The organism is Streptomyces sp. NPDC058872, from assembly GCF_042743065.1.
Lineage (GTDB): Bacteria > Actinomycetota > Actinomycetes > Streptomycetales > Streptomycetaceae > Streptomyces.
Window position 1 is genome coordinate 77,290 of sequence record NZ_JBHYMK010000003.1, and the last position, 26,293, is coordinate 103,582.

Consider the following 26,293-nt stretch of genomic DNA (forward strand, 5'->3'; position numbering starts at 1 on the left):
TCCGTTGCATTCCGTGACGATCATCACGTGTGTCGTGCCAACTCTGGTGTTCCTTCACGGAGTAGTCGCAGAATCTCCATGATCTGAAGTGCAATCGTCCGCGGTCCGTCTCCGGCTGCCGCCCCAAGTGGTCCGGAGGGACCTCGCCTTGTTCGCTCGTCATCGGCATGCCCGCAGCCGGGCCCGCCGCACGCTCATACCCGCCCTCGGCGCCGCCCTGCTGGTGGGCTTGCTGCCTGCCGAGTCCCTGGCCGTGCCGCCCGACCCGGCGAACGTCGAAACCGGGCGCGAGACCCTCAGCGCGGACCCCCTCGACCTCGAAGCCATCGCCGTCGACGAGCCCGTCGACGGGCAGACCTTCGAGAAGGACGTCGACAAGCTGAAGGTGGAGGTCCCCGACGACCTCCAGCAGGTGCCCGCCGACACCACGACCACCCCGGCGGCTGACACCGGAACGATCACCTTCGGTTCGCCGGTCAGCCCCGCCGCCTTCACCGCGACGGCGGCGGAGGACGAGGAGGTCCCGCTCTCCCCGGTCCCCAACGTGCCCGTCCTGCTGGGGCAGGCCGAGGGACAGCCCGCCCCCACTGGCACCTGGCAGGCCTCCGTCGTCGACCGGGGCGGCGAGATCGGCCAGGGCGTCGAGGACGTCCTCAAGGTCGGCACCCTCGTGACCGTGGAGGCCCCCGCCACCGGCTCCGTGCCCATCTCCGTCGGAGTCACCTACGACACCTTCGAGAACCTGAACGGCGCGGACTGGGCCTCGCGCCTGCGCCTGGTCCAGTTCCCCGAGTGCTACCTCACCACGCCGCTGGAAGAGGCGTGCCAGGAGTACCAGGAGCTCGAAACCACCAACGACCCCGTCACCCACACGCTGACGGCCACCGTTGACACCGCTGCGGACGGCACCGCCACCCCCGTCTTCGCCACCCGCTCCACCCGGTCCGGCCCCGCCATCATGCAGGCCTCGTACACCACCGCCACCCCCGTGGCGACGGGCGGGGACAAGGCGGTCATCGGCGCGGTCGACTCCGGCGCCGGCCCCGGCGGCTCCTTCAAGGCCACCCCGCTCGCCGCCAGCGGCACGTGGAGCGCGGGCGGCTCCTCCGGCGCGTTCACCTGGTCGTACCCGATGGCCGTGCCCCCCGCCCCGGCCGGCCCCGCGCCGAACGTCACGCTCTCCTACAGCTCGCAGGCCGTCGATGGGAAGACCGCGGTCTCCACGCCCCAGGCCTCCTGGATCGGCGAGGGCTGGGACTACAACCCCGGCTACATCGAGCGCCGCTACCGCAGCTGCAAGGACGACACCCACGAACTGGCCGCCGGCACCCCGAACAACACCGCCAAGGCCAACGAGACCAGCGACCTGTGCTGGGTGTCCTACAACGCCGTGATGTCCCTCGGCGGCAGCACCACCGAACTCGTCCGTGACGCCGGCGCCGGCAGCGACCCCGAGTCCGACACCGAGGTCTACCGCCCCGCGAAGGACGACGGCACCCGCGTCGAGCGCCGCATCCACAGCACCGGCAGCAGCGCCAACGGCGACGACAACGGCGAGTACTGGACCGTCACCACCACCGACGGCACCAAGTACCACTTCGGCCTCAACAAGGTGGGCGGCGGCCACGCCGACACCCACTCCGTCTCCACCGTCCCCGTCTTCGGCAACCACCCCGGCGAGCCCTGCCACGCCACATCCTTCGCCGACTCCCGCTGCGGCGCCGGCAAGCAGCAGGCCTGGCGCTGGGGCCTCGACAAGGTCGAGGACGTCCACGGCAACGTCATGATCGTCAACTGGAAGCAGGAGACGAACCACTACGCCGTGCGGGACAAGCGCGCCAACCCCGAGCAGTACTCCCGCGCCGCCTACCCCACCAGCATCGAGTACGGCCTCCGCGCCGCCGACCTGACCGCGCCCTCCGCCACCGTCGAGTTCGGCGTCAAGCAGCGCTGCCTGAAGTCCGACACCGCCTGCGCCGCCGCCAACTTCGACAAGACCGACGACCCCGGCGCCTACCGCCCCTGGTGGGACACCCCCGGCTCGCTGAACTGCAAGGCCACCTCCAAGCTCTGCCCCGGCTTCCCCAGCTTCTGGACCCGGCTCCGCCTCGACACCGTCACCACCAGGGCGGCCCGCCCCGGCCAGACCGGCCTGGGGTACGTCGACAGGTACACCCTGCACCACTCCTTCCCCGAGGACTGGTACGACTCCTCCCCGGGGCTCTGGCTCAACTCCCTCACCCGCACCGGCTACGGCCCCGGCGACACCCCCCAGAACGGCGGCGGCACCCTCCAGTCCAAGGACGGGGTCAGCTTCGGCCCCTACACGGTCGGCACCCGCTCCCCCCTCGCGCTCAAGAGCTACCCGCTGGACAAGCAGCTGCCCAACCTCGTCCCCAGCGGTCCCGACGACAAGCGGCCCGGATTCACCCGGCCCCGCATCGGCGTCATCGCCACCGAGGGCGGCGCCGACATCGAGGTCCAGTACACGGGCGGCTGCCGCTTCCAGCCCGCCACCGACCTCGGCAAGGCCAACGGCACCTGCTACCCGGTCCGCTGGTCCCCCGACGGCGAGGAGAAGACCCCCGCCAAGGCCTGGTTCAACAAGTACGTCGTCGCCTCGGTCACCGAAACCGACAAGGTCGCGACCCTCTTCGGCCAGCCCGTCACGACCGCGTACGGCTACTCCGGCGCCGCCTGGGCCAAGAGCGACGACGAGTTCCTCCGCCCCGCGCTGCGCACCCACAGCGACTGGCGCGGCTACCGGCAGGTCACCGTCGTCAAGGGCGACAAGAGGCTGACCACCGGCCTCAACTCCCCGACGCAGTCCCGGTCCGTCACCCGCTACTTCCAGGGCACCGGCGGCGAGGTCAAGGACTCCGTGGACGGCACCGTCCTCCTCTCCGACGACGCCCCGCAGTACGCCGGCATGACCGCCGAGACCCTCGTCTACGAGAACTCCTTCAAGAAGGCGGACGAGTTCACCAGCCGCACCCGCACCTTCCCCGACGAGGCGGTTCAGACCGCCTCGCGCCCCCGGGAAGCAGAGGACGGCACCGCCCTCACCCCGCTGACCGCCCACCGCACCGGCGTCAAGAGGACCGACACCATCCAGGCGGTCGGCACCGGGTGGCGGGGGATCCGCACCACCACCCTCCAGCGCGATCCCACCTACGGCCTGGCCACCGAGGTCGAGACCGTGGTCGTCAAGCCGGGACCGAACGGCACCGGAGAGACCCTCTCCGACCCCAGCTGCACCAAGACCGCCTACGTCCACAACACCGGTGCGTGGCTGATCGGCCTGCCCACCACGGTCCGCGCCACCGCCACCGCCTGCGCCGACCAGGCCACCGCCGACCCCGCCACCGAACTCAAGGGCTCGGTCCGCACCAGCTACGACAACCTCGCCCACGGCGCCACCCCGACCAAGGGCCTCGTCACCACCGTCGACGGGATCGACGGCACCGGCAGCACCCACTCCCTCACCACGACCAGCACCTACGACCCGCTCGGCCGCCTCCGCACCGTCACCACCCCCGGAGGCGACTCCCTCGGAAGCACCTACACCACCGAGACCCAGTACGTCCCCGGCGACACCGGAGGCCCGGTCACCTCCACCAAGACGATCAACGCCAAGGGCCACGCCACCACCACGACCTACGACCCCGGCCGGGCGCTGCCCCTGACGGTCACCGACCCCAACGGCCGCGTCACCCGCACCGAGTACGACGACCTCGGCCGTCTGGTCAAGGGCTGGTCCGCCTCCCGCTCCACGGGGACGCAGTCGCCCAACGTCGAGATCGCCTACCAGACCGCCTCCGTCGCCCCCGACGGAAACGCCCTCCCCGCGGCCGTCACCGTCAAGTCCCTCAAGGACGACGGCGGCTACGCCAGTCAGGTCACGATCTACGACGGCCTGCTGCGCCAGGTCCAGACCCAGTCCGAGGCCCACGGCCCCGGCCGCATCGTGGCCGACACCAAGTACGACGACCACGGCCTGGTCGCCGAACAGACCGGCGCCTACCTGGCCAAGGGCGAGCCCACCACCGAGATCTTCAAGGTCAAGTCCCCGTCGCTGGTCCCCAGCCTCGTCAAGACCACGTACGACGGCCTGGAACGCCCGATCCGGCAGACGCCCTACCACGGGTCCACCCCGCAGGCCGCGACCGTCACCACGTACAACGCCGACACCAGCGTCACCGTCGACCCCGCGGGCTCCACCGCCCCCACGACCACCACCATCACCGACGACCTCGGCCGCGTCGCCGAGATCCGACACCACACCGGATCCGGCACCTACCGCTCCACCACCTACGGCTACGACAAGCGAGGCAACCGCACCCGGGTCACCGACCCCGCGGGCAACACCTGGAGCTACGCCTACGACGCCCGGGGCCGCGTCACTTCGACCACCGACCCGGACACCGGCACCACCCAGACGCAGTACGACAACGCCGACCGCCCCACCGTCACCTCCGACGCGCTCGGCCAGCACGTCTACACCACCTATGACGCGCTCGGGCGGGTCACCGCCGTGCGCGAGGGCTCGAAGACGAGCTCGCCGGTCAAGGAGTTCAGCTACGACAAGGCCGGCGCGCTCGGCCTCCCGTACGAGTCCACCCGGCACACCGCCACCGGCGACTACGTCGAGCGGGTGACCGGCTACGACACCGAGTACCGCCCCACCGGCAGCGAGACGGTCATCCCCGCCAACGCCATGACCACCGGCCTGTCGGGCACCTACTCCTACTCCTACGCCTACACGCCCACCGGAAAGCCGCTCTCCGTCACCCTGCCCGCCAAGGGCGGTCTGGCGGCCGAGAAGGTCATCACCCGCTACGACGCGGACGGCCTGCCCGAGTCCACCTCCGGCATCAACTGGTACACCTCCGACGTCACCTACTCGCCCTACGGCGAAGTGCTGCGCGCCGTCTCCAGTGCCCAGCCCTACCGGGTCTGGACGACCAACTTCGTCGACGAGCACACCGGCCGCCTCCAGCGCACCGTGACCGACCGGGAGACCGCGGGCCCCCACCGCGTCTCCGACACCGGATACGCCTACGACGCCTCCGGCACCATCACCGCGAGCGCCCGACAGAACGCGGAGACCCCCACCCTCACGACCTGGGACAACCAGTGCTTCACCTATGACGTCATGGGCGAACTGATCAACGCCTGGACGTCGAACATCACGCCCGACGGCAAGGGGACCGGCTGCAAGTCGGCCTCGGGAGCCACCTGGGGCCACCGCACCGACGGAGCCCCCTCCGGAGGCCCCGTCGCGGACGCCCCCTCCCAGGCCGGCCCCACCGCCCCCGCCGGTCTCGCCGGCACGGCACCGGCCGCGGGCACCGTCGCTTCGGGCGCCGCCGTCACCGGCTCGGCCGCCTACCACCAGTCCTTCACCTTCGACTGGCTCGGCAACCGCGCCACCATGACGGAGCACGACCCGGCGGGCGACACCAGCAAGAACACCACCTACACCTACGCCTACGGCTCCACCCAGCCCCACACCCTGCTCTCCGCCACCTCGCCCACCCCGGGCACGAGCAGCGCGTACACCTACAACCCGACCGGCACGACCAAGACCCGCACCCTCCAGGGCGGCACCCAGACCCAGAACCTGAAGTGGACGACCGAGCAGAAACTCGAGTCGAACACCATCGGCAACGACAAGACCACCTACGTCTACGACGCCGCGGGCAACCGCATCCTGGAGAACTCGCCCACCGGCAGCACCCTCTACCTCGGCGAGACGGAGCTCACCACCGACTCCGTCGGCCTCATCACCCGCGCCTCGCGCTCCTACGGCCACCCCGGCGCACCGACGGTCGTCCGCACCACCACCGACCGGTCCACCACCGGCCACGAGATCAACGTCCTCCTCGCCGACCACCTCGGCACCGCCCACACCGCGGTCGAGGCCGGCGGAACCCAGCCCGTCACCCGCCGTGCCAGCAAGCCCTACGGCGAGTACCGCGGCACCAAGCCCAGCGACTGGCCGAACAAGCGCGGCTACCTCGGCGTCGGCATCGACGACACCGCCACCGGCCTCACCCACATCGGCGCCCGCGAATACGACCAGAACACCGGCCGCTTCCTTTCTGCCGACCCGATCCTCGACATCACCGACCCGCTCCAGATGAACGGGTACTCGTATTCCAACGGGAGTCCGGTCAGCTTCTCTGACCCGAGTGGGCTTGCCGCGTGTGCTACCCCAGTCGAGTGTGGAGGCGGTACCCAGTACGGAAATAACACCCCCACGCAGAAGAGTGGAGGAGCGCCGCTTAATGACTCCTCGTGGGGCTGCACAGGTTGCGATAATGACAGCTATAACGCTAATTGGTGGACTACTAGCGGCTGGCATGCATCGCCTACTGGACCGGAGATTTTTCCGGGATACATGACGGTGTTTCCTGGAGTGAATGTACCCAAGTCGTGGTCAGATGCCTCTGCTTTTAAGGTTGGCCTGGCAGAGCAGCTCCACGATAGCTATTGCGGTGAATCGTGTATCGCGCGCTGGTACACCGATCCTGTAGACGAGGAGCAGTCAAGCGCTTTCTATAGTCACATGGCTAGAATGAAATGGCATGCCTGCAATCAGAGGAATAGTTTTCGATGCCCTAAGTCGGTGTCGAGTAATGCCGCATTTCTGATTTCTGGTATGGCTATGGGGCCTGGAGAGCGTCCCGTGGGGGGGTTGGGCGGCTTCGGCAGAAGAAGTAGCTCGCCGTGTCCTCGTAATAGCTTTGTGGCAGGAACTCGTGTTCTGCTTGCCGATGGGTCGAGTAAGCCGATCGAGGAAGTCGAAATCGGTGATCAGGTCCTAGCGGCCGATCCAGATGGAGGCAAGCCTGCAGGGAAGACTGTGACCGCGACCATATTCACCAGTGACGATAAGATCTATGTTGATCTTTTCGTTAATTCGGTGGAAGGAATGCGCCCCCTCCGCGCCACTGGTCACCACCCCTTCTGGGTTGAATCTGAAGAGTCCTGGCTCAACGCCGATGAGTTGCAGCCTGGCATGACCCTCCTGGCTGCGGATGGTGAACATGTAGCAGTAACGAGCGTCCGGGTTTATAAGGCTCACCAGGATACGTATAATCTCACCGTCGCAGACCTGCACACGTACTATGTGCTGGCGGGCGAGACTCCGGTCCTCGTTCACAACAGCAACTGTGGTCCTGCGTTTTCCATCGATGAGGGGCAGTTCGGAAAGAAGTGGGGCAAGCATGCTCAGGACTACGGCCTCAACCCGGGTGATGCCTCTGCCCGCCAGGGATTCCGTGACAAGATCGCAGAGGTTCGCGGGTCGCATGACGAAGTCCGGCAAGGTCCGTGGAATCCGAAGAATGGCGGCGGGAACGACTATTTCTTCTACCGCAGAGGGAATGATCTTCTAGTGACGAAGGGTGATGGTCAGTTCGTCACTATGTTCCCAATGAGTAAGCCAAACGGCTGGTTCGAGCAAGCTAGTCCCTTCTCGTGCGGGTGTAAGAAATGACCGAACGGAAAGTAGCGAACCTGCGAGCGGGGCAGCGCGTGCGAGCTGCTCTTGGCGTTAGGTACCTCGCGGATGACTCCCAGGATGCCGCATCGGTCGAGGCTGTGGAATTCCTATTTGACACAGGTCCTTCCATTCTCTTGTCTTGCGACACAGACTGGACCCTCAAGGTCACTGACGGTCAGTGGCCGGCGCTGCCCGCATGGTGCTGGCCCATTGAGTCATGGGCTTTCGAGGAGATGGAAGGGATCGGGAGCCCTGGTCTCGACATCATTATCTCAGCCTCGGATATCCATAATTCCGTAGGTGAGGTCTGTGGTGTCCTGTTGGAGTTCCCCGCAGCGTGGGTAACCGTGAGATCAGGCGAAGCGCTGACATGGGATATCTCTCGTAAGGAGAGCTGATCGCGTCAGCAAAAATGAAGCCCCGCCAGGTGCGTCCTGGCGGGGCTTCTGCGTGTCGTGACGGCAGTAGTTGACGGCAACGTCAGTGGACGAGGGCGGTGCAGGATGGCGGTTCATCGCCATCGCCGTTGGCCGTCTCGGTGGTCTCCGGGCTGCCGAGCGAGGTGCTGAGAGTGTCGATAGCGCCACGCTGGAGACGGAGTCGGACGTGAGCGTAGACGGTGGCGGTGACGCCGATGTGGGCGTGGCCGAGGAGTTCCTTGATCACGACGAGTTCGACGTCCTGTTCCAGGAGCAGGGTGGCGGTCGAGTGGCGGAGGTCGTGGAAGCGGATGCGGCGGAGGCCGGCCTTTAGGAGGAGCGTGAGGAAGGCGCGGGTGAGGTTGGTCGGGTCGATTGGTCGGCCCTGCGCGGTGGTGAAGGCGCGCCCGTTGTGCTGCCATGTGGTACCCGAGGCCTCCCGCTCGCGCTTCTGCTGCTCGTGGTGGAGCTTCAGCGACTGGACGCAGCGGGTGGGGAGGGCGATGCGGCGCTCGGAGGCCCGGGTCTTGGTGGGCAGCGTAGTGAGGCCGCCTGTGCTGGTGCGCTGCAGGGTTCGGCGGATTGCCGCGGTGCCGGCGTCGAGGTCGAGGTCTTCCCAGCGCAGGCCGAGGAGTTCGCCCTTGCGGAGTCCGGTGTGGAGGGCGAGTTCGAACAGCGCGTGCAACCGGTGACCTTCCGCGGCGGTAAGGAACTGGCGGGCTTCGCTGGCGGTGAGGGGTTCGAAGCGGCGGGGCCGTGGGGTGCCGGTACGGACGTTGCGGGCGACGTTGCGCGGGATCTCCTCTTCGCGGACGGCGTGCTCCAGGGCGGACTTGAGTACGGAATGGATGTAGGTGAGCGTCAGCGGGGAGAGCAGCTTGTGGCAGCACTGGCCGGCGGCGCAGCAGCGGGGCTCGTCTCGTCGGGCGTCGAGGCCGCGCGTGCAGCACTGGCAGGTGGTGCGGAGCTGGTTGAGCCAGGTGCGGACGTCCTTGGCAGAGAGCTTGGTGAGCTTCTTCTTGCCCAGGCCGGGGATCAGGTACCGGTGGACGCAGGCGGTGTAGCGGGTGTGGGTGTTCTCGCGGAGGTGGTGGACGGCGACGTTCTCCAGCCAGTACGTCAGGTACGCGGCCACGCTGCCCTGCGCGGAGGGGACGGGGAGGCCGCGGTTGCTGGCGGCGACCTTCTCGGTGAGCTTGACCAGGGCGTCCTTGCGGGTGGAGCCGTAGACGCGGACCCGGCGACGGGCGTTGCCCTGTGCGAGGACGTATCCGGCGGCTTCCCAACGGCCATCCTTGCGCTGGTAGACGGTCCCGTCGCCGTTGGCCCGGGTGCGGCGGGAGACGGGGTTGTCGCGGGGCGTGGTCATCAGGCGGCTTCCTGTTCGAGGCGGGTGCAGATGAAGTCGGCCAGCGCGTGGGCGGGGATGCGGCGGGCGCGGCCGAGGGTGATCGAGGCGAGCTGGCGGGTGCGGAGCAGGTCGTAGACGGCCGAGCGGCCGAGCTGGAGGCGGGCCATGACCTGGGGAACCGTCAGCAGTTCCGTGTCGGCGGTCATGCGACGGCCCCCGCCCGGACAGCACTGGTCAGCCGATCGGTGGAGTGACCGACCGGGTGACCGGAGCGGTCACTGGAGCGTTCCGAGCGTCGGGTTCGGTTCGGTTGCTCGGGTCGGGTCTGCCGTGTCGCGGCCAGGAGATCGGCGAGGTGTTCGAGCTCGGGCAGGAGGCCGCTTCCGGCGTATTGCCAGTGGGAGATGACCAGCGTGGTGTCCGAGCCGTCGGGCCGTGCGGCGATATCGCGGTGACCGGGACGGTGACCTGTGGAATGACCGTGACCGGGTCGGTGACCGGCGGCCAGGTCAGTGGAGTGTCCGGCGCGGTCACTGACCGGAGTGCCGTCCGTCTGGCCGGCCTGCGTCTCAGCCGATGCCGGGGCTGGGGTCTGGGTGTCGGGTCGGCTGGTTCGCCAGGCGGTGCGTTCGGCTCGGAGGTGGGCGAGGGTGGTGGAGTAGTGGCGGGTGCGGGTGGAGAAGTGGCCTCGGAAGCCGAGCATGTGGGCCCATTGGCGCAGACGGAGGTGGGCGTGCGCGCGTTCGGTGGCGAGGCTCCAGGCGGTGTGGATCATTCGGCGGGCGTGGTCGGTGATGTCGTGGCCGGCGAGTTCGGCGAGGAAGCGGAGTCGGCGGTCGAGGGTGCCGGTGGTGGTCTCGGCGCCCTTGGTGGCGTACTTGGCGATGTAGGCGGCGACGTGCCGGTCGGTGACTGGGCCGCCAGTGAAGTCCGTGCTGCGGATCGGCCGGACGTCGATCTGCCGCCCGAACCGGAACACCAACCGCCCACCCCGATGTGAGTTTTGGGGCTGGGGCGCGGGGATGTCCCCGGCGGGCTGCGGTTGCTTCGGCGGTTCGCCCTCGTGGTGGACGCGGGTGCGTGTGGCGGCGGCGCGGACGGCGTGGTCGAGGAGTTGGGTGGTGGCCCAGGCGGGCGGGATACTGGCGGGACCGGTGGGTCCGTTGAGGCGGATGACGGCGTGGAAGTGGACCTGGCCGCGCTTCTGGTACTCGGCGACCTTGGCGTACGAGAGCGTCGCGTGGTCCCGCAGGATCCGCTGTGTCAGCCCTGCCGCCTTCGCGATCTCCCGCCGCAGGTGGGTGGTGAAGCGTGCCCACAGGGCTGGGGCGTGCGCGTTCCACAGGACGGCGCCCGCGTAGTCGTAGCGGTCGGGATCGAGCGGCGTGCCGAGGAGCGGGTCGTCGTCGGGGTGGGTGTGGCCGCAGTGGCAGCGGCCGGTGTCGGGCCGGTTGTGGACGGGGCCGAAGCCGGGCGCGGTCAGGGTGGCGAACACGCGGGGGTGCGCGGCGACGCTGGTGGGGACGGTCTTGCCGCCGCGTAGTCCGGAGGCGATGAGCTGGTAGGTGTCGTACCGGTAGACAGTGGAGCAGGCCGGGCAGCGGGTGACGCGGCGGTTGCCGCAGCGGACCAGCAGTTCGCCCGCCGGGAGCCGGCTGGAGTCGAAGTGGTCGAGGATCTCGCCGGTCGCGCTGTCCAGACGGGTGCGGTGCCCGGCGAGGCGGATCGGGTGCGCGCAGCCGCCGAGCGTGCTGATCTGCCGTGCGAGGGGTGCGAGGTGGCCGGCGGCGGCGAGCTTCGCCAGCCTGCCGGTCAGCCTCGCGCGGCACTCCAGCGCCGACCGCCCTGCCGCCAAGGCGGTGATGTCCGCCGGGCAGGTCGGTGTCGTGAACGCCGACGATGGACACGAGGCAGTTGGAACGGTTGCGGTGTACGGGAGTTGGAGCTGTGCGGGCATGCGGAACGGGGCCTTTCGGCGGGAGTGCGGAAGCAGCACGACGTGACGGTGGGAAGGCCGAAGTGATCGGCTCACGGGGGAACGGGGCGCCTCGAAGGTGGGCGCGGAGGCCGGGGCCGGTGGGGGCTTGGTCGGCGGGGCGCGGCGGTGATCACCGGCGGGTGCGTGACGTTAACATCGCCCCACCAGCGCATTCAACTGCATCCCTCCTCATTCCTTTCTGTGGGTGGCGGGACGCGGGTAGTGTGGGGCCGGTTTCCCGGCTTGGACGGGCCGGATATTGCTGGTAGAGGGCGTGGAAAGCGTGGGTGACCAGGCGTGGTGACGACGCGGCGCGGGCGCAGGCCGGCGGGCAGCGGGGTGCCGCTGACGTTCGAGGTCATCGCCGAGACCCTGCGCGAGCGCATCCGCTCTGGTGGGCTGCGGCCGGGTGATGCGTTGCCCACGCAGGCCGTGTTGATGCGGGAGTTCGGGGCGTCGAGCCTGACCGTGCAGAAGGCCATGGCCCTGCTGAAGCAGGAGGGGTGGGCGGTCTCCCGCCCCGGCAAGGGCGCCTTCGTCGCCCACCACGACCACGCCACCGACGACGCTGATGACCTCGACGGCCCCGAGGCGACCGCGCATGCCACCGGGACGACGGCCCGCATCGAGGCGCTGGAACGTGCGCTGGCCGAGGCCGCTCAGCAGATTGCCGACCTTCGTGGCCGCATCGCGGCCCTGGAGTCAGGCAGCGGCGAGCGGGGCCGCTGACCCACCGTGCCGGGACGCCGGTCAGGACGGTGCGTTCAGATTTTCTCTACGAGGTTCAAGGCGGGCACCGCCCGCCTGAGCGGGCCGCCGTCGTCGGCAAACCCTGCCGTCTACTCCCGCGATCAGGCGCTACTGGAGGCACCGAGCCGAAGCGGTAGTGGGGCTGCGGGAGCGGCAGCCAACCGGATCACCGGGATGACCGGAGCCGGGCTCCTGGCGGAGCAAGCTATCGCCTACGACCGTCCTACGGCCGGATCGCAGGCAAGGGCCGGCCAAGGGGCCGACCCTTCACATGCGTCGCGCAGGCTCAGCGAGGGCGGTGGCCGGCACCGCCTCCAGCGGGGGAGCGATGCCCCGGCGGCCCACCCCCGTGGCGGACCCCTCCCGCCCCGGCCCGCGCCGCCAAACTGGGCGACGCATCAGCCCGGCCCATATATCATCGGCGCTATGGACAGCGGGCGGTACTCGATCGAGATCGAGCCGGAGGTACGGCTGTGGCTGGAGAACATTCCGGCCCATCACTACAAGCAGGCCGAACGCGTTGTTGACCTGCTCGCCGAGCAGCCCACCACGCTCGACGAACCGCACTCCCGCCATCTGGGCGGCAAGCTCCGCGAGCTGCGCTTCCGTCTCGGTGATGCTCACCAGCGCATTACCTACTGGCTGGCGCCCGGCCGACGTGTCGTGCTGCTCACCGTGTTCCGCAAGACCAAGATGCGCGAGCAGGCCGAAGTGGACCGCGCCCACGCCGCACAGCGATTGTGCGAGGCAGAGCATGAAGCCGCCGCCGAGCACGACCTCTACAGCCGCAACCTCAAGGAGAACCGGTGAACCACAGCGAATGGAGGACCCGTCGCCACCGCCAGCTGCTGGGCGAACACCTGGACGCTGACGCCGAGTACGACCGGGTCTACGAAGAGGCCGGTCTCGCCATGACGTTGGGCAAGGCCGTCTACGACCGGCGTAAGCAGCTGGGCCTGAGCGAGGCCGACCTCGCCGAGCGCATGCACGTCGGCGTCGATGACATCGAAGGCATCGAGACGGCCACCGAGCTGCCGCCCATTGCGGTCATCATGCGCCTGGCCCGCGCACTGGACCTCACGGTGGACGTGCACCTCGCCGGAGGAGACGAGCCCACCGTCACCATCGTCGCCCCAGCGGCCTGAGGCGGGGAGGAATCATGCAGGACCCGCCTTCCACGCTCGCCCGTGAGCTCGGGCAACTCGTCCACGACCGGCGCATCGAGCTCGGGTTGTCCCAGGCCGAGCTGGCCGAGCGGTGCGGGATGAAGCAGCCGCAGATCTCCCGCTTCGAAGGCGGCGGGACCGTGCCCACGCTTCCCCTCCTGCGCCGCCTGGCTCAGGCTCTCGGCGCCGACCTGAGCATCAGCCTCACCCCGCACGACAAAGCCGCTTGACACGGGCTCAGTAGCTGCCGGCAACATCAGCGGACGAAGGCGGCGCAGGGCGGCGGTTCGTCGCCGTCTGTACTGACCGTCTTGGTGATCGTTGGCCCGTCGAGCGCGGTGCTGAGGGTGTCGATGGCGTCGCGCTGGAAGCGAAGGCGTACGTGCGCGTATACGGTGGCGGTGACGCCGATGTGGGCGTGGCCGAGGAGTTCCTTGATGACGACGAGTTCGACGTCCTGTTCCAGGAGCAGGGTGGCGGTGGAGTGCCGGAGGTCGTGGAAGCGGATGCGGCGGAGGCCGGCCGTGCGGAGGAGCGTGGTGAAGGCGCGGGTGAGGTCGGTCGGGTCGATCGGTCTGCCCTGGGGAGTGGTGAACACGTGCCCGTTGTGCTGCCACTCGGTGCCTGCCGCATGACGGTCGCGCTGCTGCTGCTTGCGGTGGACCTTCAGTGGCTGGAAGCAGCCGGCGGGGAGGGCGATGCGGCGTTCAGGGGCCCAGATCTTGGGGGCGGCGTGGTGGGCCCGCCTGCCTTGGCGTGCTGAAGGTTGCGGCGGGCGGCAGCGATACCGGTATCGAGGTCTTCCCGGCGTAGACCGAGGAGTTCGCCCTTGTGGAGTCCGGCACGGAGGGCGAGTTCATGCAGCGCGTGGAGCCGATCTCGGTTCGGGCCGTGCCGAGATGGCCGGCGGGCTGCTGCCGCAGTGAGGGGCTGGAAACTTCTCGGCGGGATGTGGTTCCCAGGGCCGGACGACTACCGCTGGAGCCTGCGGCTCGTCAGGTGCCCCGTCCGCTTCGGTGAGGGGCAGGGGTGGGACGTGCGAGCGTCGGGCACCGGACTTCGGCGGGTCCCCCGCCCGCCCGGTGGACCGTGCCCGCCTCCTCGCGGGGCGAGTCGGTCCTGTTGAGATGATCAACGGATGAATTCCACCAGTAGGCGTACCCTCCTGACCTCGGTGGCGGCTGCGGCCGCCACCCTGCCCCTGCTCAATGACCTCGCGGGGAACGGCAGCACCGCCGCTGCGGCCGAAGCCGAGGAGTTCGCGTCGAACGCGGCGCTCTACAGCAGCACCGACTACGAAGAGGGCGTCAACTGGATGCGCCGCTTCCGTTGCGGTGCCCCCGTGACCCTGAACGACTACGCCAAGGACCCCGCGGCAACCGCCCCGCTCAGCGTCCTCACCAGCGCCCCCGTCCGCAGTACGGCGATCATCGCCCCGCACGGCGGCGGCCTCGAATCGGGCACCACCGAACTGTGCCTCACCATCGCCGGTTACGACCGTGCCGAACCCGGAACCGAGCCGACGCCGGACACGAGCACCCCGGGCGCGGTGCAGCGTGACTACTGGATGTTCGAGACGCTGACCGCGTCCCGGCCCGCCCCCGTCAAGTCCCTCCACGTCACCTCGACCCACTGTGACGATCCTGCCGCCCTGGCGGTCTGCAGCAACAACCTCTATGCGGTCTCCCTCCACGGCTACAAGCCGGATGACGCCCCGATGGCCAAGCGGATCCTCATCGGCGGCCGGGACCAGCGGCTGATCCGCAACCTGGAGTGGGCGTTCGACCAGCACGGACTGAACTCCTCGCTGGGCGTCGAAGTGGTCGTCGCGGGCGCCAACGTCGAGCTGAACGGCGACGACCCGACCAACATCGTCAATCGGACGCGCACCGGAGCCGGTGCCCAGCTGGAGACCTCCACCGAACTGCGCAGGGCGATGTTCGGCACCTTCGGCAGTGGCTCCGGCCGCCGGGGGACCGCCGGTGTGGCATCCTCCACCGCGCCCGACGCCCCCGCGTACTGGAACGGCTTCGTCAACGCCGTGCGCGAGGCCATCGACCGCCACGAGCGCGGCCTCGACGCCCCGCAGTAGCGCGGTCCCCGCGAGCGGAACGGCCCGCACGGAGGCGACGAGGCCTCCGCTCCGGCTTCCCTCCGGGCGCACTTCCCCGTCCCGGTGTGATCGCCGGGAGGAGGAGGGGCGGAGGGGCACGATCCGTGTCCCTCCACCCCGCCGCCCCGGGGCGTCCTCAGCCCACCAGGCTGTCCCGCCAGGCCCGGTGGAGGCCCGCGTAGTGGCCCTCGCCCGTCACCAGGGCGGACGGGCGGCCGTCCTCGACGATCCGGCCCGACTCCATCACCAGGACCCGGTCGGCGACCTCGACCGTGGAGAGGCGGTGGGCGATGACCACCGCCGTGCGGCCGGCCAGCACCGTGTCCATCGCCCGCTGCACGGCCCGTTCGCCCGGGACGTCCAGCGAGCTGGTCGCCTCGTCCAGGATCAGGACCGCCGGGTCGGCGAGCAGGGCGCGGGCGAAGGCGACCAGTTGGCGCTGGCCGGCCGAGATCCGGCCGCCGCGCTTGCGCACGTCCGTGTCGTAGCCGTCCGGGAGGCTGCTGATGAACGCGTGGGCCCCGATGGCCCTCGCGGCCTCCTCGACCTCCTCGCGGGTGGCGTCCGGGCGGCCGATCGCGATGTTCTCGGCGACCGTCCCGGAGAAGAGGAAGGCCTCCTGGGTGACCATGACGACGCCGCGCCGCAGCTCCGGGGTCGCCAGTTCGCGCAGGTCGACGCCGTCGAGCAGGACCCGGCCGTCGGTCGGGTCGTAGAAGCGGGCCAGCAGCTTCGCCAGCGTCGACTTGCCCGCGCCGGTGGCGCCGACCACGGCCACCGTCTGGCCCGCCGGGATCGTCAGGTCGAAGCGGGGCAGGACCTCGCCCCCCGTCCGGTAGGCGAACCGCACCCCGTCGAAGACGACCTCGCGGCCCGGGGCGCTCGACCGCCGGGGGAGTTCCCGGGGCTCCTTCGCCTCGGGAACGCCCGGCTCCTGGGCGAGCAGACCCGCGATCTTGGCGAGGGAGGCCGCCGCCGACTCGTACGAGTTGAGGAACATGGCGAGGCGGTCGATCGGGTCGTACAGCCGGCGCATGTAGAGCACCGCCGCGGCCAGCACGCCGAGTGCGAGGGTGCCGTCCGCGACCCGGTACGCGCCCCACAGGCACATCCCGGCCACCGCCGTGTTCGCCACCAGGCGGGAGCCGACCACGTAGCGGGCCATTTCGAGGAGGGCGTCGCCGTTGCTGCGCTCGTGCCGGTGGTTGAGGAGCGCGAACTCGGCGTCGTTGGAGCGCTCGCGGCGGAACGCCCGGACCGGGCGGATGCCGTTCATCGTCTCCGCGAACTTCACGATCACGCCCGCGATGGCGGTGGAGCGTTCCGCGTAGACCGCGCCCGCCCGCCGCCGGTAGCGGCGCACCAGCAGGGAGAGGGGGAGGAAGGAGGCGACCGCCACCGCACCGATCCCCAGGTCCAGCCAGAGCAGCACCAGGGAGATCGAGACGAAGGAGAGGACCACCCCGATGAGTTCCTGGAGGCCCTCCGCGAGCAGTTCGCGCAGCGATTCGACGTCCGTGGTCGACCGGGAGATGAGCCGGCCCGAGGTGTAGCGCTCGTGGAAGTCGACGCTCAGCAGTTGCGCGTGTCGGAAGATCCGGCCGCGCAGGTCCAGCAGCACGTCCTGGTTGATCCGGGCGGCGCCCCGGACGAAGGCGTACTGGAGCAGGCCCGACAGCGCGGCGCACAGCAGGTAGCCGAGGGCCACCGCCACGACCGGCCCGTGGTCCCCGGCGCGGAAGGCGGGGACGCCGCGGTCGATGGCGTACGCGACGAGCAGCGGGCCCGCTTGGACCGCCGCCTCCTTGAGGAGGAGGACCAGGGTCGCGAGGACGACCCTGGTGCGGTGCGCGGCGAGCAGCGACCGCAGCAGGGCCCCCGTCGCGCCGGGCGGCGCGGGCAGGTCGTCCCGGTCGAACGGATCGGTCACGGGATCGGCCGTCGCATCGGTCACGGGGCCGGCTGCCGGACCGGTTACGGCACCGGCCGTCGGACCGGTTGCCGGATCGGCCGCCGCATCGGTTGCGCCGCCGCTCACGGGACCGTTCACGGCACCGGTCGCGGGGCCGTTCGCCGCATCGGTCACGGGACCGGCCGCGCCGGCCCCCGAGGACGCGGGCGTGGGCGTCGGTTCCGGCGTCGGCGTCGGTGTGGTCCCCGTCATCGCTGCTCCCCCTCGCCCGACATCAGCCAGGCGTACTCCTCGCTGCTCCGCAGCAGTTCCTGGTGGGTGCCCACGGCCGTGATCCGGCCCCCCGACAACAGGGCCACCCGGTCGGCCAGCATCACCGTCGACGGGCGGTGGGCCACGACCAGGGCGGTCGTCTCCCGCAGCACCTCCCGCAGGGCGGCCTCCACCCGTGCCTCCGTGTGGACGTCGAGCGCGGAGAGCGGGTCGTCCAGGACCAGGAACCGGGGCTTGCCGACGACCGCGCGGGCCAGGGCGAGCCGCTGCCGCTGGCCGCCGGACAGGCTCAGGCCCTGCTCGCCGACCTGGGTGGCGGTGCCCTCCGGGAGGCGGTCGACGAAGCCGTCCGCCTGGGCGACGCCCAGGGCGCGCCGCAGCCCCTGCTCCCCGGCGTCGGCGGCGCCCATCAGGACGTTCTCGCCGATGCTCGCGGAGAAGAGGGTCGGTTCCTCGAAGGCCATGGAGACGAGGGAGCGGAGCCGGTCCCGTTCCATCAGGGAGGTGTCCTCGCCGTCCAGCAGGATGCGTCCGCCCGTCGCCTCGTGCAGGCGCGGTACGAGGGCGGTGAGGGTGGTCTTGCCGGAACCGGTGCCGCCGACGAGGGCGAGGGTCTCGCCGGGTCGGATGTGGAGGTCGATGCCGTCCAGGACGGGCGGCGCGTCCTCCGGGGCGTCCGGGTAGCGGAACGTCACCTTCTCGAAGCGCACGCCGTCCGGGGCGTCCGCGGCGGCGGTGGTGCCGGCCGCGGTGCGGGTCTCCTCCTCGGCGTCCATCACCTCGAAGTACCGCTCCGTGGCCGTCGCCGCCTCCTGGCTCATCGCGAGCAGGAAGCCGATGGACTCCACCGGCCAGCGCAGGGCCAGGGCCGTCGACAGGAACGCGACGAGGGTGCCCGCCGACAGTTGGCCGTCCGCGACCTGCACGGTGCCGAGGACGAGGGCCGCGCCGATGGCCAGTTCCGGTACGACGGTGATGACCCCCCAGATGGTGGCGAGCAGCCGTGCCTTGACGAGTTCCGTGCCGCGGAGCCGTCCGGCGAGCTCGCGGAAGGCCCTGGCCTGGCTGCGGTGCCGGCCGAAGCCCTTCACGATCCGGATGCCGAGGACGCTCTCCTCGACGACCGTGGTCAGGTCGCCCACCTGGTCCTGGGCCGTGCGGGCCACCACCCCGTACCGGCGCTCGAAGAGCGAGCAGACGATCACGAGGGGGACGACCGGGGTGAGGAGGACCAGGCCGAGGGACCAGTCCTGGGCCAGCAGGAGGACATAGCCGGCGAGGATGGTGACGGCGTTGACCAGCAGGAACGTCAGCGGGAACGCCAGGAACATCCGCACCATCATCAGGTCCGTCGTCCCGCGGGAGAGCAGCTGTCCCGAGGCCCAGCGGTCGTGGAAGGCGATCGGGAGGCGTTGCAGCCGGGAGTACAGCTCGGAGCGCATCCGGGCCTCCACGGCCGACAACGGCCGTGCCACCAGCCAGCGGCGGAAGCCGAACAGGACGGCCTCGGTGATTCCGAGGAGCAGCAGGTACAGGGCCCCCAGCCAGACGCCCCCGGGGTCCCGGTCGGCGACGGGCCCGTCCACCATCCACTTCAACACGAGGGGGATGACGAGCGACAGGCAGGAGGCGACGATCGCGACGACCGCGGCGGTGAACAGTCGGGCCCGCACGGGCCGCACGTACGGCCAGAGGCGGAGCAGGACGCGGACCGCGGAGCGGTCGGCGGTCCTCGGGGGATCAGGTTTCTCGGGCATCAGGTCCGACCATACGGTTCACCACTGACACGTCTCATCCGGTTTTCCGGCCGACTTGACCCGCGCCACCGAACGGCCTTGCCCCGGCGAAGCCGCACGTCACAGACTTGCGCGGTCCCACAGGGGGCATGGACGAGGAGGACACCGAGTGACCACGATCGACGCCTATGGCGACCGTTGCGAGCAACTCTTTCTCGCCGGCGGCGCGGCTGCCGTCCGGCGGGCCGCCCAGGAGGGCCTCGACCGGCTCGGACCCCATCCCGACCTCTACTGCTGGCTCGCGCTCGGCCACGTCGCCGAGGACGAGGACGACCACGACGACAGTGCCGAGCGGGCCTTCCGCGCCGGCCTCGCCCTGGACGGCGACCACCTCGGGCTCCTCGCCGGGTACGCCGAACTGTGCCTGCGCGCAGATGGGTTCGACCATCCGGGGCGCGCCGGCCGGGCCGCTGCCCTGTCCCGCCGGCTGAAGGAGCTCGGCCCCGGGACGGCCGAGGCCGAGCGGCTCGCCGAGGCCGAGCGCTGGGCCCGCCGCGGCTACTGGGACGAGCTGCGGATGGGCGTCGTGCACCAGCGGCTCGCCGTCCAGCAGACGCAGGAACAGGCCCGCGACCTCAGCGAGTCCCTCGCCGGCAACGGCGCCGAAGGGGCCCTCGGCGCCGCCCGTGCGGCCGAGGCCGCCGCTCCCACCGATCGCGGGGCGGCCGTGCACGCCGCGACGGTCGAGGCGCTCGCGGGCCCCTGGAACGCGCCGGTGCGGTTCGTCGGGCGACACCGTCCGGCGGCCTGGGTGGTCGCCATGGTGCTGGCCCTGGTCACCAACCAGCTGCTCCGGCAGACGGGGGTCGTCGACTCCTTCAGCCCGTGGGGCTACCTGTGGCTGGCCCCGGTCCTCCTCGTCGACCGCCGCTTCGCCTCCGCGCGCAAGGAGGCCGAGGCCCGCCACCTGGCCAGGCTGGAGTCGGAACTGGCCGTCCGGTCCTGAGCCCCGACGGCGGCACGGCGGCCGTCCCCGGGACCCCCGCCCGTTCCCGCGCCACGGTGACCGTTCCCCGGATCCCGGTGACCGTTCCCCGGACCCCGGTCAGCTCCGGACGCGCAGCAGGACCGTCGAGCGTCCGCCCACCGTGATCGTCCCGCCGCCCGGGTGTTCGGTGCCCGGTGCCCGGTCCTGCTCCTCGCGGCCGGTGTCCACCAGGAGTTCGTACGTCTCCGCCCAGGGCGGGCCCGGCAGCCGGAAGTCGAGGGGGTGGGGGCCGGCGTGCAGGACGGCGAGGAAGCTGTCGTCGGTGATCTGCTCGCCCCGCGCGTCCCGGCCCGGGATGTCCCGGCCCGACAGGTAGAGGCCGAGGGTGGCCGTGGGGGCGTACCAGTCGGGCTCGGTCATCTCGGTGCCGTCGGCGGTGAACCAGGCCAGGTCCCGCAGCCCGTCCGCGCCCTGCGGCCGGCCGGAGAAGAAGGCCCGGCGGCGCAGCACCGGGTGGCGGTGGCGCAGGGCGAGCAGCCGGCGGGTGAGGGCGAGGAGCTGGGCGCGGCCGGGGTCGTCGGGGAGGGACCAGTCGAGCCAGCCGAGCTCGTTGTCCTGGCAGTAGGCGTTGTTGTTGCCGCCCTGGGTGCGGCCCATCTCGTCGCCGGCGACGAGCATCGGCACCCCGGTGGAGAGCAGCAGGGTGGTGAGCAGGTTGCGCTGCTGGCGCAGGCGGAGGGCGTTGACCTCGGGGTCGTCGGTCTCGCCCTCGGTGCCGCAGTTCCAGGAGCGGTTGTCGTGGGTGCCGTCCCGGTTGCCCTCGCCGTTGGCCTCGTTGTGCTTGCGTTCGTAGGTGACGAGGTCGCGGAGGGTGAAGCCGTCGTGGGCGGTGACGAAGTTGACGGAGGCGTACGGCCGGCGCCCGCCCCAGGCGTAGAGGTCGCTGGAGCCGGAGAGCCGGTAGCCGAGGTCCCGCACGTCGGGCAGCGCCCCGCGCCAGAAGTCCCGCACGGCGTCCCGGTAGCGGTCGTTCCACTCGGTCCACAGGGGAGGGAAGGCGCCGACCTGGTAGCCGCCGTTGCCCACGTCCCACGGTTCGGCGATGAGCTTCACCCGCCTCAGCACCGGGTCCTGCGCGATGACGGCGAGGAAGGGGGAGAGCATGTCGACGTCGTGGAAGGAGCGGGCGAGGGCCGCCGCCAGGTCGAAGCGGAAGCCGTCCACCCCCATTTCGGTCACCCAGTAGCGCAGGCTGTCGGTGATGAGCCGCAGCACCTGCGGCTGCACGACGTGCAGGGTGTTGCCGCAGCCCGTGTAGTCGGCGTAGCGGCGGGCGTCGGACTGGAGCCGGTAGTAGCCGCGGTTGTCGATGCCCTTGAGGGACAGGGTCGGTCCCAGTTCGCCGGCCTCCGCGGTGTGGTTGTAGACGACGTCGAGGATCACCTCGATCCCGGCCGCGTGCAGCGCCCGCACCATCCGCTTGAACTCGCCGACCTGCTGGCCGGTCGTACCGGAGGAGGAGTAGCCGGCGTGCGGGGCGAAGTAGCCGAGCGAGTTGTAGCCCCAGTAGTTGCGCAGGCCCCGGCGCAGCAGGTGGTCCTCGTGCGCGAACTGGTGCACCGGGAGCAGTTCGACCGCCGTCACCCCGAGCCGTACGAGGTGGTCGACCGCCGCCGGGTGGGCGAGCCCCGCGTAGGTGCCGCGGAGGTGTTCCGGGATGTCGGGGTGCCGCCGGGTGAAGCCCTTGACGTGCAGTTCGTAGATGACCGAGTCCGGCCAGGGCGTCTTGGGCCTGCGGTCGTCGGACCAGTCGTCGTCGTCCTGGACGACGACGCCCTTCGGCACGTGCGGGGCGGAGTCGCGGTCGTCGCGGACGGTGTCGGCGACGTGCTGCTGCGGCCAGTCCCGGACGTGGCCGTACACCTGGGGCGGCAGCGAGAAGTCGCCGTCGACGGCCCGCGCGTAGGGGTCCAGGAGCAGCTTGGCCGGGTTCCAGCGGGCACCGGTCCACGGGTCCCAGCGGCCGTGCACCCGGTAGCCGTACCGCTGTCCCGGTCCGACGCCCGGCACGAATCCGTGCCAGATCTCGTGGGTCAGTTCGGTCAGCGGCAGCCGGGTCTCCGTTCCCCCGGCGTCGAAGAGGCACAGCTCCACCGCCTCCGCACCGCCCGCCCACAGGGCGAAGTTGGTGCCCGCGACGCCGCCGGGGCCGACCCGGCAGCGGGCGCCGAGCGGCGTCGGCGCCCCCGGCCACACGGGGAGCCGGGCCCGCTCCGGGGCAGGCTCCGCTACCGCCTCCTGCTCGGCTGCACTCGACACCGTCCCGGCCTCCCGCGGCTCGTCGGGCCCGCACCCGGGGCAGCGGCGGCGTCCCGGCCGTCGTTCCCGCGGATGGTTCTCCCTCCTGTTCTGCCCGCACGGCCGTGCTCCCAACATGACCCGCACGCACGTTTCCCCTGGAGGGTGGCCGTCGTTGGGCCGGGCGTGACATGCGTACGGAAGCGGGCGCAGCGCGCCCTGGCGGTGGCGGGACTGGTGGCGGGACTGGCCGGGCTGTCTGCGGGACTCGCGGGCTGCACCGGAGCGGACGGCGGGGGAGGCGTCGGCATCGTCCTGCCGGGCAAGGCGCGGGCCCCGGGGGACGTCATCCGGATCAGCCCCGAGGACGGCAGCCGGGCGGTTCCGGCCGGGGGGCCGGTCGAGGTGAAGGTGGACAGCGGGCGGCTCGAACGGGTGAGCGTCGCCCGGGTGGAGGACGGCCGGCGGACCGAGGTCCCCGGGGAGGTCTCGCCGGACGGCCTGCGCTGGCGGCCCCGGCCCGGGGGCCGGCTCGCCCTGGCCGCCAAGTACAGCGTGGACGCGGTCGCGCTCGACGCCCACGGGCGTCGTTCCGCCCGGCACACCACCTTCACCACGGTGGTCCCCGAGTCCCGCTTCATCGGCTACTTCAAGCCGGAGAACCGCTCCACGGTCGGCACCGGCATGATCGTCTCCTTCGGCTTCAACATGCCGATCGAGGACCGCGCCGCGGTCGAGCGGGCCATCCGCGTGACCTCGGACCCGCCGGTCGAGGTCGTCGGCCACTGGTTCGGCAAGGAGCGGCTCGACTTCCGCCCCGCCGCGTACTGGCGGCCGGGCACCCGGGTCACCGTCGAGCTCGCCCTGCGGGACGTCGAGGGCGCGCCCGGCGTGTACGGCATCCAGCGCAAGACCGTGGGGTTCACCGTCGGCCGCTCCCAGGTCTCCGTGGTCGACGCCGCCGCGCACACCATGGAGGTCCGCAGGAACGGCGGGGTCCTCGCCACCCTGCCGGTCACCGCGGGCGCGCCGAAGACCACCACGTACAACGGGAAGATGGTCGTCACCGAGCTCTACGACGTGACCCGCATGAACGGGGCCACGGTCGGCTTCGGCGGCGAGTACGACATCAAGGACGTGCCGCACGCGATGCGCCTCACCGATTCGGGGACCTTCCTGCACGGCAACTACTGGGCCGACGCCGCCACGTTCGGCTCCGCCAACGTCAGCCACGGCTGCGTCGGGCTGCGGGACGAGAAGGGCGGCAGCGCCGATTCGCCGGCCGGCTGGTTCTTCGACCGGACGCTCATCGGCGACGTGGTGGAGGTGGTCAACTCCCGGGACAAGGAGGTCGCCCCCGACAACGGCCTCGGCGGCTGGAACCTGGAGTGGGACCGCTGGAAGGCCGGCTCCGCCCTGCGCTGACCCCGTCCGCCCCCTACACCGCCCCCACCGGGTCCACTGGGACTGAACGGTGACATTTACGAGGAACTTTCGTGTCCTGCGGTGTGATTATCTAGCGCTGTGTGCGCGAGTGGATGCACACGGGGGTGGGGCCGTGGCGGAGCCAGGCCGTGCGAGGGGAGACGAGCACAGTGAACCGGCAGCCGATATCGGGGGCATCGGTAGGGGCGACGGGGCGACGCGGCCGACGTGGGGGCGTCAGGCTGCAGGCCCTGGCGGCGGGGGCCCTGCTCCTGGTGCTCACCGCGTGCGGCGGAGGGGGGACCACCGCGGGCGGTGCCGGCGGCCAGACCCCGGCCGCCCAGGGCGGCGACCAGGGGAACGCGGCTTCCCAGGCGGTCGTGACGATCCTTCCGAAGGACGGCGCCGACGCGGTCCCCACCAGCGGGGCCCTCAAGGTCAGCGCGGAGCAGGGCAAGCTGACCACGGTCACCGTCGCCGACTCCCAGGGCACCGAGGTCGAGGGCCGGATCGCGGCCGACGGCTCCAGCTGGACGCCGAACGCGCACCTGGCCGCGGCCACCCAGTACAAGGTCCACGCGATCGCCACGGACTCCGCGGGCCGTGAGTCGGCGAAGGACATCACCTTCACCACCCTCGTCCCGCAGAACACCTTCATCGGCCACTACACGCCCGAGGACGGCTCCACCGTCGGCGTCGGCATGCCGGTCTCCATCAACTTCACCCGGGGCATCACCAACCCCGAGGCCGTGGAGAAGGCCATCAAGGTGACGGCGGTCCCGGACGTCGAGATCCAGGGCCACTGGTTCGGCAACGACCGCCTCGACTTCCGGCCCGAGGACTACTGGGCGGCCGGCACCAAGGTGACGGTCCACCTCAACCTGGACGGCGTCGAGGGCCGTCCCGGCGTCTACGGCAAGCAGAAGAAGACGGTCAGCTTCACCATCGGCCGCCGCCAGGTCTCCACCGTCGACGCGAGCGCCAAGACGATGAAGGTCGAGCGGGACGGCACGGTCATCAAGACGCTGCCGATCACCGCGGGCGCGCCGTCCACGACCACGTACAACGGTCAGATGGTCATCAGCGAGAAGTACAAGGTGACCCGCATGAACGGGGCCACGGTCGGCTTCGGCGGCGAGTACGACATCAAGGACGTGCCGCACGCGATGCGCCTGTCCACCTCGGGCACCTTCGTCCACGGCAACTACTGGGCGCCCGCCTCCACCTTCGGTTCCTCCAACGTGAGCCACGGCTGCGTCGGCCTCCAGGACGCCCGCGGCGCCGGCGACGGCTCGATGCCGGCCGCCTGGTTCTACGACCACTCGATCATCGGCGACGTGGTGATCGTGAAGAACTCCAAGGACAAGCAGATCAAGCCGGACAACGGCCTCAACGGCTGGAACATGGACTGGTCGGAGTGGATCGCGTAGACGCGTGCGACGGAGACGGGCCCGGTGCTGTGAGCAACAGCACCGGGCCCGTCCCCGTTAACGGCCACTAACCTTCCTCCCATGACTGTGAACCTCGAAGTCGCCGAAGGCGTCGGCACGATCCGCCTCGACCGCCCCCCGATGAACGCCCTGGACGTCGCCACCCAGGACCGGCTGCGCGAGCTGGCCCAGGAGGCGACCGACCGCGACGACGTGCGGGCCGTGGTCCTCTACGGCGGCGAGAAGGTGTTCGCGGCCGGCGCGGACATCAAGGAGATGCAGGTCATGGACCACGTGGCCATGGTCAAGCGCTCGCGTGCCCTCCAGGACTCCTTCACCGCCGTCGCCCGCATCCCCAAGCCGGTCGTCGCCGCGATCACCGGGTACGCGCTCGGCGGCGGCTGTGAGCTCGCGCTCTGCGCCGACTACCGGATCGCCGCCGACAACGCCAAGCTGGGCCAGCCGGAGATCCTGCTCGGCCTGATCCCCGGTGCGGGCGGCACCCAGCGCCTCTCCCGGCTCGTCGGCCCCTCCAAGGCCAAGGACCTCATCTTCACCGGCCGGATGGTCAAGGCGGAGGAGGCCCTCACGCTCGGTCTGGTCGACCGGGTGGTGCCGGCCGCCGAGGTGTACGAGCAGGCGCACGCCTGGGCGGCCAAGCTGGCCCAGGGGCCCGCGGTCGCCCTGAGGGCCGCGAAGGAGGCGATCGACCAGGGGCTGGAGGCCGACATCGACACCGGCCTCGCGATCGAGCGGAACTGGTTCGCCGGACTCTTCGCGACCGAGGACCGCGAGCGCGGGATGCGCAGCTTCGTCGAGGAGGGCCCGGGCAAGGCGAAGTTCGTCTGACGGGGGAGCGGGGCCCCGGATGCCGCCCGGGGTCCCGCTTCCTGATCCCGTCGGGGGTCGATTCCACCGGAACGGCCCCCGCGGACCACTCCGTG

At 70.8% G+C, this 26,293-nt stretch carries 16 protein-coding genes and 1 pseudogene; 10 read left to right on the plus strand and 7 right to left on the minus strand.

What is annotated here, in order from left to right; genetic code table 11:
- The first annotated feature begins 148 nt into the window (after window positions 1-148).
- Window positions 149-7,504 carry a polymorphic toxin-type HINT domain-containing protein gene (locus ACFW22_RS02545; RefSeq protein WP_386397732.1) on the plus strand — a complete coding sequence of 2,452 codons (7,356 nt, stop codon included), beginning with the start codon at window positions 149-151 and terminating at the stop codon, window positions 7,502-7,504.
- Window positions 7,505-7,990: 486 nt separating this feature from the next.
- Here ACFW22_RS02545 and ACFW22_RS02550 read toward each other — a convergent pair whose 3' ends face one another.
- From ACFW22_RS02550 to ACFW22_RS02560, 3 genes are read right to left on the minus strand one after another with little or no spacing between them, the layout of a single operon-like run.
- Window positions 7,991-9,298 (minus strand): tyrosine-type recombinase/integrase, encoded by a 1,308-nt coding sequence (locus ACFW22_RS02550; RefSeq protein ID WP_386397735.1) that lies wholly within the window; start codon window positions 9,296-9,298, stop codon window positions 7,991-7,993.
- Window positions 9,298-9,486 carry a helix-turn-helix domain-containing protein gene (locus ACFW22_RS02555; RefSeq protein ID WP_386397738.1) on the minus strand — a complete coding sequence of 63 codons (189 nt, stop codon included), beginning with the start codon at window positions 9,484-9,486 and terminating at the stop codon, window positions 9,298-9,300. The genes ACFW22_RS02550 and ACFW22_RS02555 overlap by 1 nt, the downstream gene beginning before the upstream one ends.
- Window positions 9,483-11,237 carry a replication initiator gene (locus ACFW22_RS02560; protein ID WP_386397741.1) on the minus strand — a complete coding sequence of 585 codons (1,755 nt, stop codon included), beginning with the start codon at window positions 11,235-11,237 and terminating at the stop codon, window positions 9,483-9,485. Before ACFW22_RS02560 ends, ACFW22_RS02555 begins: the two co-directional genes overlap by 4 nt.
- A 318-nt stretch (window positions 11,238-11,555) precedes the next feature.
- Between ACFW22_RS02560 and ACFW22_RS02565 the strand changes: the two genes are divergently transcribed.
- The 4 genes from ACFW22_RS02565 to ACFW22_RS02580 all read left to right on the plus strand — a co-directional run bounded on the left by ACFW22_RS02565 (window position 11,556) and on the right by ACFW22_RS02580 (window position 13,404).
- Window positions 11,556-11,987 carry a GntR family transcriptional regulator gene (locus ACFW22_RS02565; RefSeq protein ID WP_386397744.1) on the plus strand — a complete coding sequence of 144 codons (432 nt, stop codon included), beginning with the start codon at window positions 11,556-11,558 and terminating at the stop codon, window positions 11,985-11,987.
- A gap of 447 nt (window positions 11,988-12,434) precedes the next feature.
- Complete coding sequence (locus tag ACFW22_RS02570; RefSeq protein ID WP_386397746.1) at window positions 12,435-12,818, plus strand: type II toxin-antitoxin system RelE/ParE family toxin; 384 nt, start codon at window positions 12,435-12,437, stop codon at window positions 12,816-12,818.
- Window positions 12,815-13,153: a helix-turn-helix domain-containing protein gene (locus ACFW22_RS02575; RefSeq protein ID WP_386397748.1), complete on the plus strand. Its 339-nt coding sequence runs from the start codon at window positions 12,815-12,817 to the stop codon at window positions 13,151-13,153. Before ACFW22_RS02570 ends, ACFW22_RS02575 begins: the two co-directional genes overlap by 4 nt.
- Before the next feature lie 14 nt (window positions 13,154-13,167).
- Window positions 13,168-13,404 (plus strand): helix-turn-helix domain-containing protein, encoded by a 237-nt coding sequence (locus ACFW22_RS02580; RefSeq protein ID WP_386397751.1) that lies wholly within the window; start codon window positions 13,168-13,170, stop codon window positions 13,402-13,404.
- Window positions 13,405-13,430: 26 nt separating this feature from the next.
- On the opposite strand, the pseudogene ACFW22_RS02585 reads toward ACFW22_RS02580, so the two are convergent.
- Window positions 13,431-14,119 (minus strand): annotated as a pseudogene (locus ACFW22_RS02585) (tyrosine-type recombinase/integrase); the annotation flags it as partial.
- Between the two features lie 193 nt (window positions 14,120-14,312).
- Here ACFW22_RS02585 and ACFW22_RS02590 point away from each other — a divergent pair.
- On the plus strand, window positions 14,313-15,266 hold the full coding sequence (locus ACFW22_RS02590; RefSeq protein ID WP_386397754.1) for a poly-gamma-glutamate hydrolase family protein: 954 nt from the start codon (window positions 14,313-14,315) through the stop codon (window positions 15,264-15,266).
- Between the two features lie 157 nt (window positions 15,267-15,423).
- On the opposite strand, the gene ACFW22_RS02595 is transcribed toward ACFW22_RS02590, so the two are convergent.
- Together ACFW22_RS02595 and ACFW22_RS02600 are read right to left on the minus strand one after the other, a co-directional pair.
- Window positions 15,424-17,451 (minus strand): ABC transporter ATP-binding protein, encoded by a 2,028-nt coding sequence (locus tag ACFW22_RS02595; RefSeq protein ID WP_386397757.1) that lies wholly within the window; start codon window positions 17,449-17,451, stop codon window positions 15,424-15,426.
- Window positions 17,448-19,229 (minus strand): ABC transporter ATP-binding protein, encoded by a 1,782-nt coding sequence (locus tag ACFW22_RS02600; protein WP_386397760.1) that lies wholly within the window; start codon window positions 19,227-19,229, stop codon window positions 17,448-17,450. Before ACFW22_RS02600 ends, ACFW22_RS02595 begins: the two co-directional genes overlap by 4 nt.
- 148 nt (window positions 19,230-19,377) lie before the next feature.
- Here ACFW22_RS02600 and ACFW22_RS02605 point away from each other — a divergent pair, with 148 nt between their 5' ends.
- Window positions 19,378-20,214, plus strand: coding sequence for a hypothetical protein (locus ACFW22_RS02605; protein WP_386397762.1), 837 nt, complete (start codon window positions 19,378-19,380; stop codon window positions 20,212-20,214).
- 99 nt (window positions 20,215-20,313) lie between these two features.
- On the opposite strand, the gene glgX is transcribed toward ACFW22_RS02605, so the two are convergent.
- Window positions 20,314-22,515 (minus strand): glycogen debranching protein GlgX, encoded by a 2,202-nt coding sequence (gene glgX / locus ACFW22_RS02610; protein WP_386397765.1) that lies wholly within the window; start codon window positions 22,513-22,515, stop codon window positions 20,314-20,316.
- A gap of 165 nt (window positions 22,516-22,680) precedes the next feature.
- On the opposite strand from glgX, the gene ACFW22_RS02615 reads away from it, so the two are divergent.
- The 3 genes from ACFW22_RS02615 to ACFW22_RS02625 all read left to right on the plus strand — a co-directional run bounded on the left by ACFW22_RS02615 (window position 22,681) and on the right by ACFW22_RS02625 (window position 26,198).
- Entirely contained in the window at window positions 22,681-23,919 is a 1,239-nt protein-coding gene (locus tag ACFW22_RS02615) for an Ig-like domain-containing protein (RefSeq protein WP_386397768.1), read from the plus strand.
- A 170-nt stretch (window positions 23,920-24,089) separates the two neighbouring features.
- Window positions 24,090-25,349 carry an Ig-like domain-containing protein gene (locus ACFW22_RS02620; RefSeq protein WP_386397771.1) on the plus strand — a complete coding sequence of 420 codons (1,260 nt, stop codon included), beginning with the start codon at window positions 24,090-24,092 and terminating at the stop codon, window positions 25,347-25,349.
- 81 nt (window positions 25,350-25,430) lie between these two features.
- Window positions 25,431-26,198 carry an enoyl-CoA hydratase/isomerase family protein gene (locus tag ACFW22_RS02625; RefSeq protein ID WP_386397775.1) on the plus strand — a complete coding sequence of 256 codons (768 nt, stop codon included), beginning with the start codon at window positions 25,431-25,433 and terminating at the stop codon, window positions 26,196-26,198.
- Window positions 26,199-26,293 lie beyond the last annotated feature (95 nt).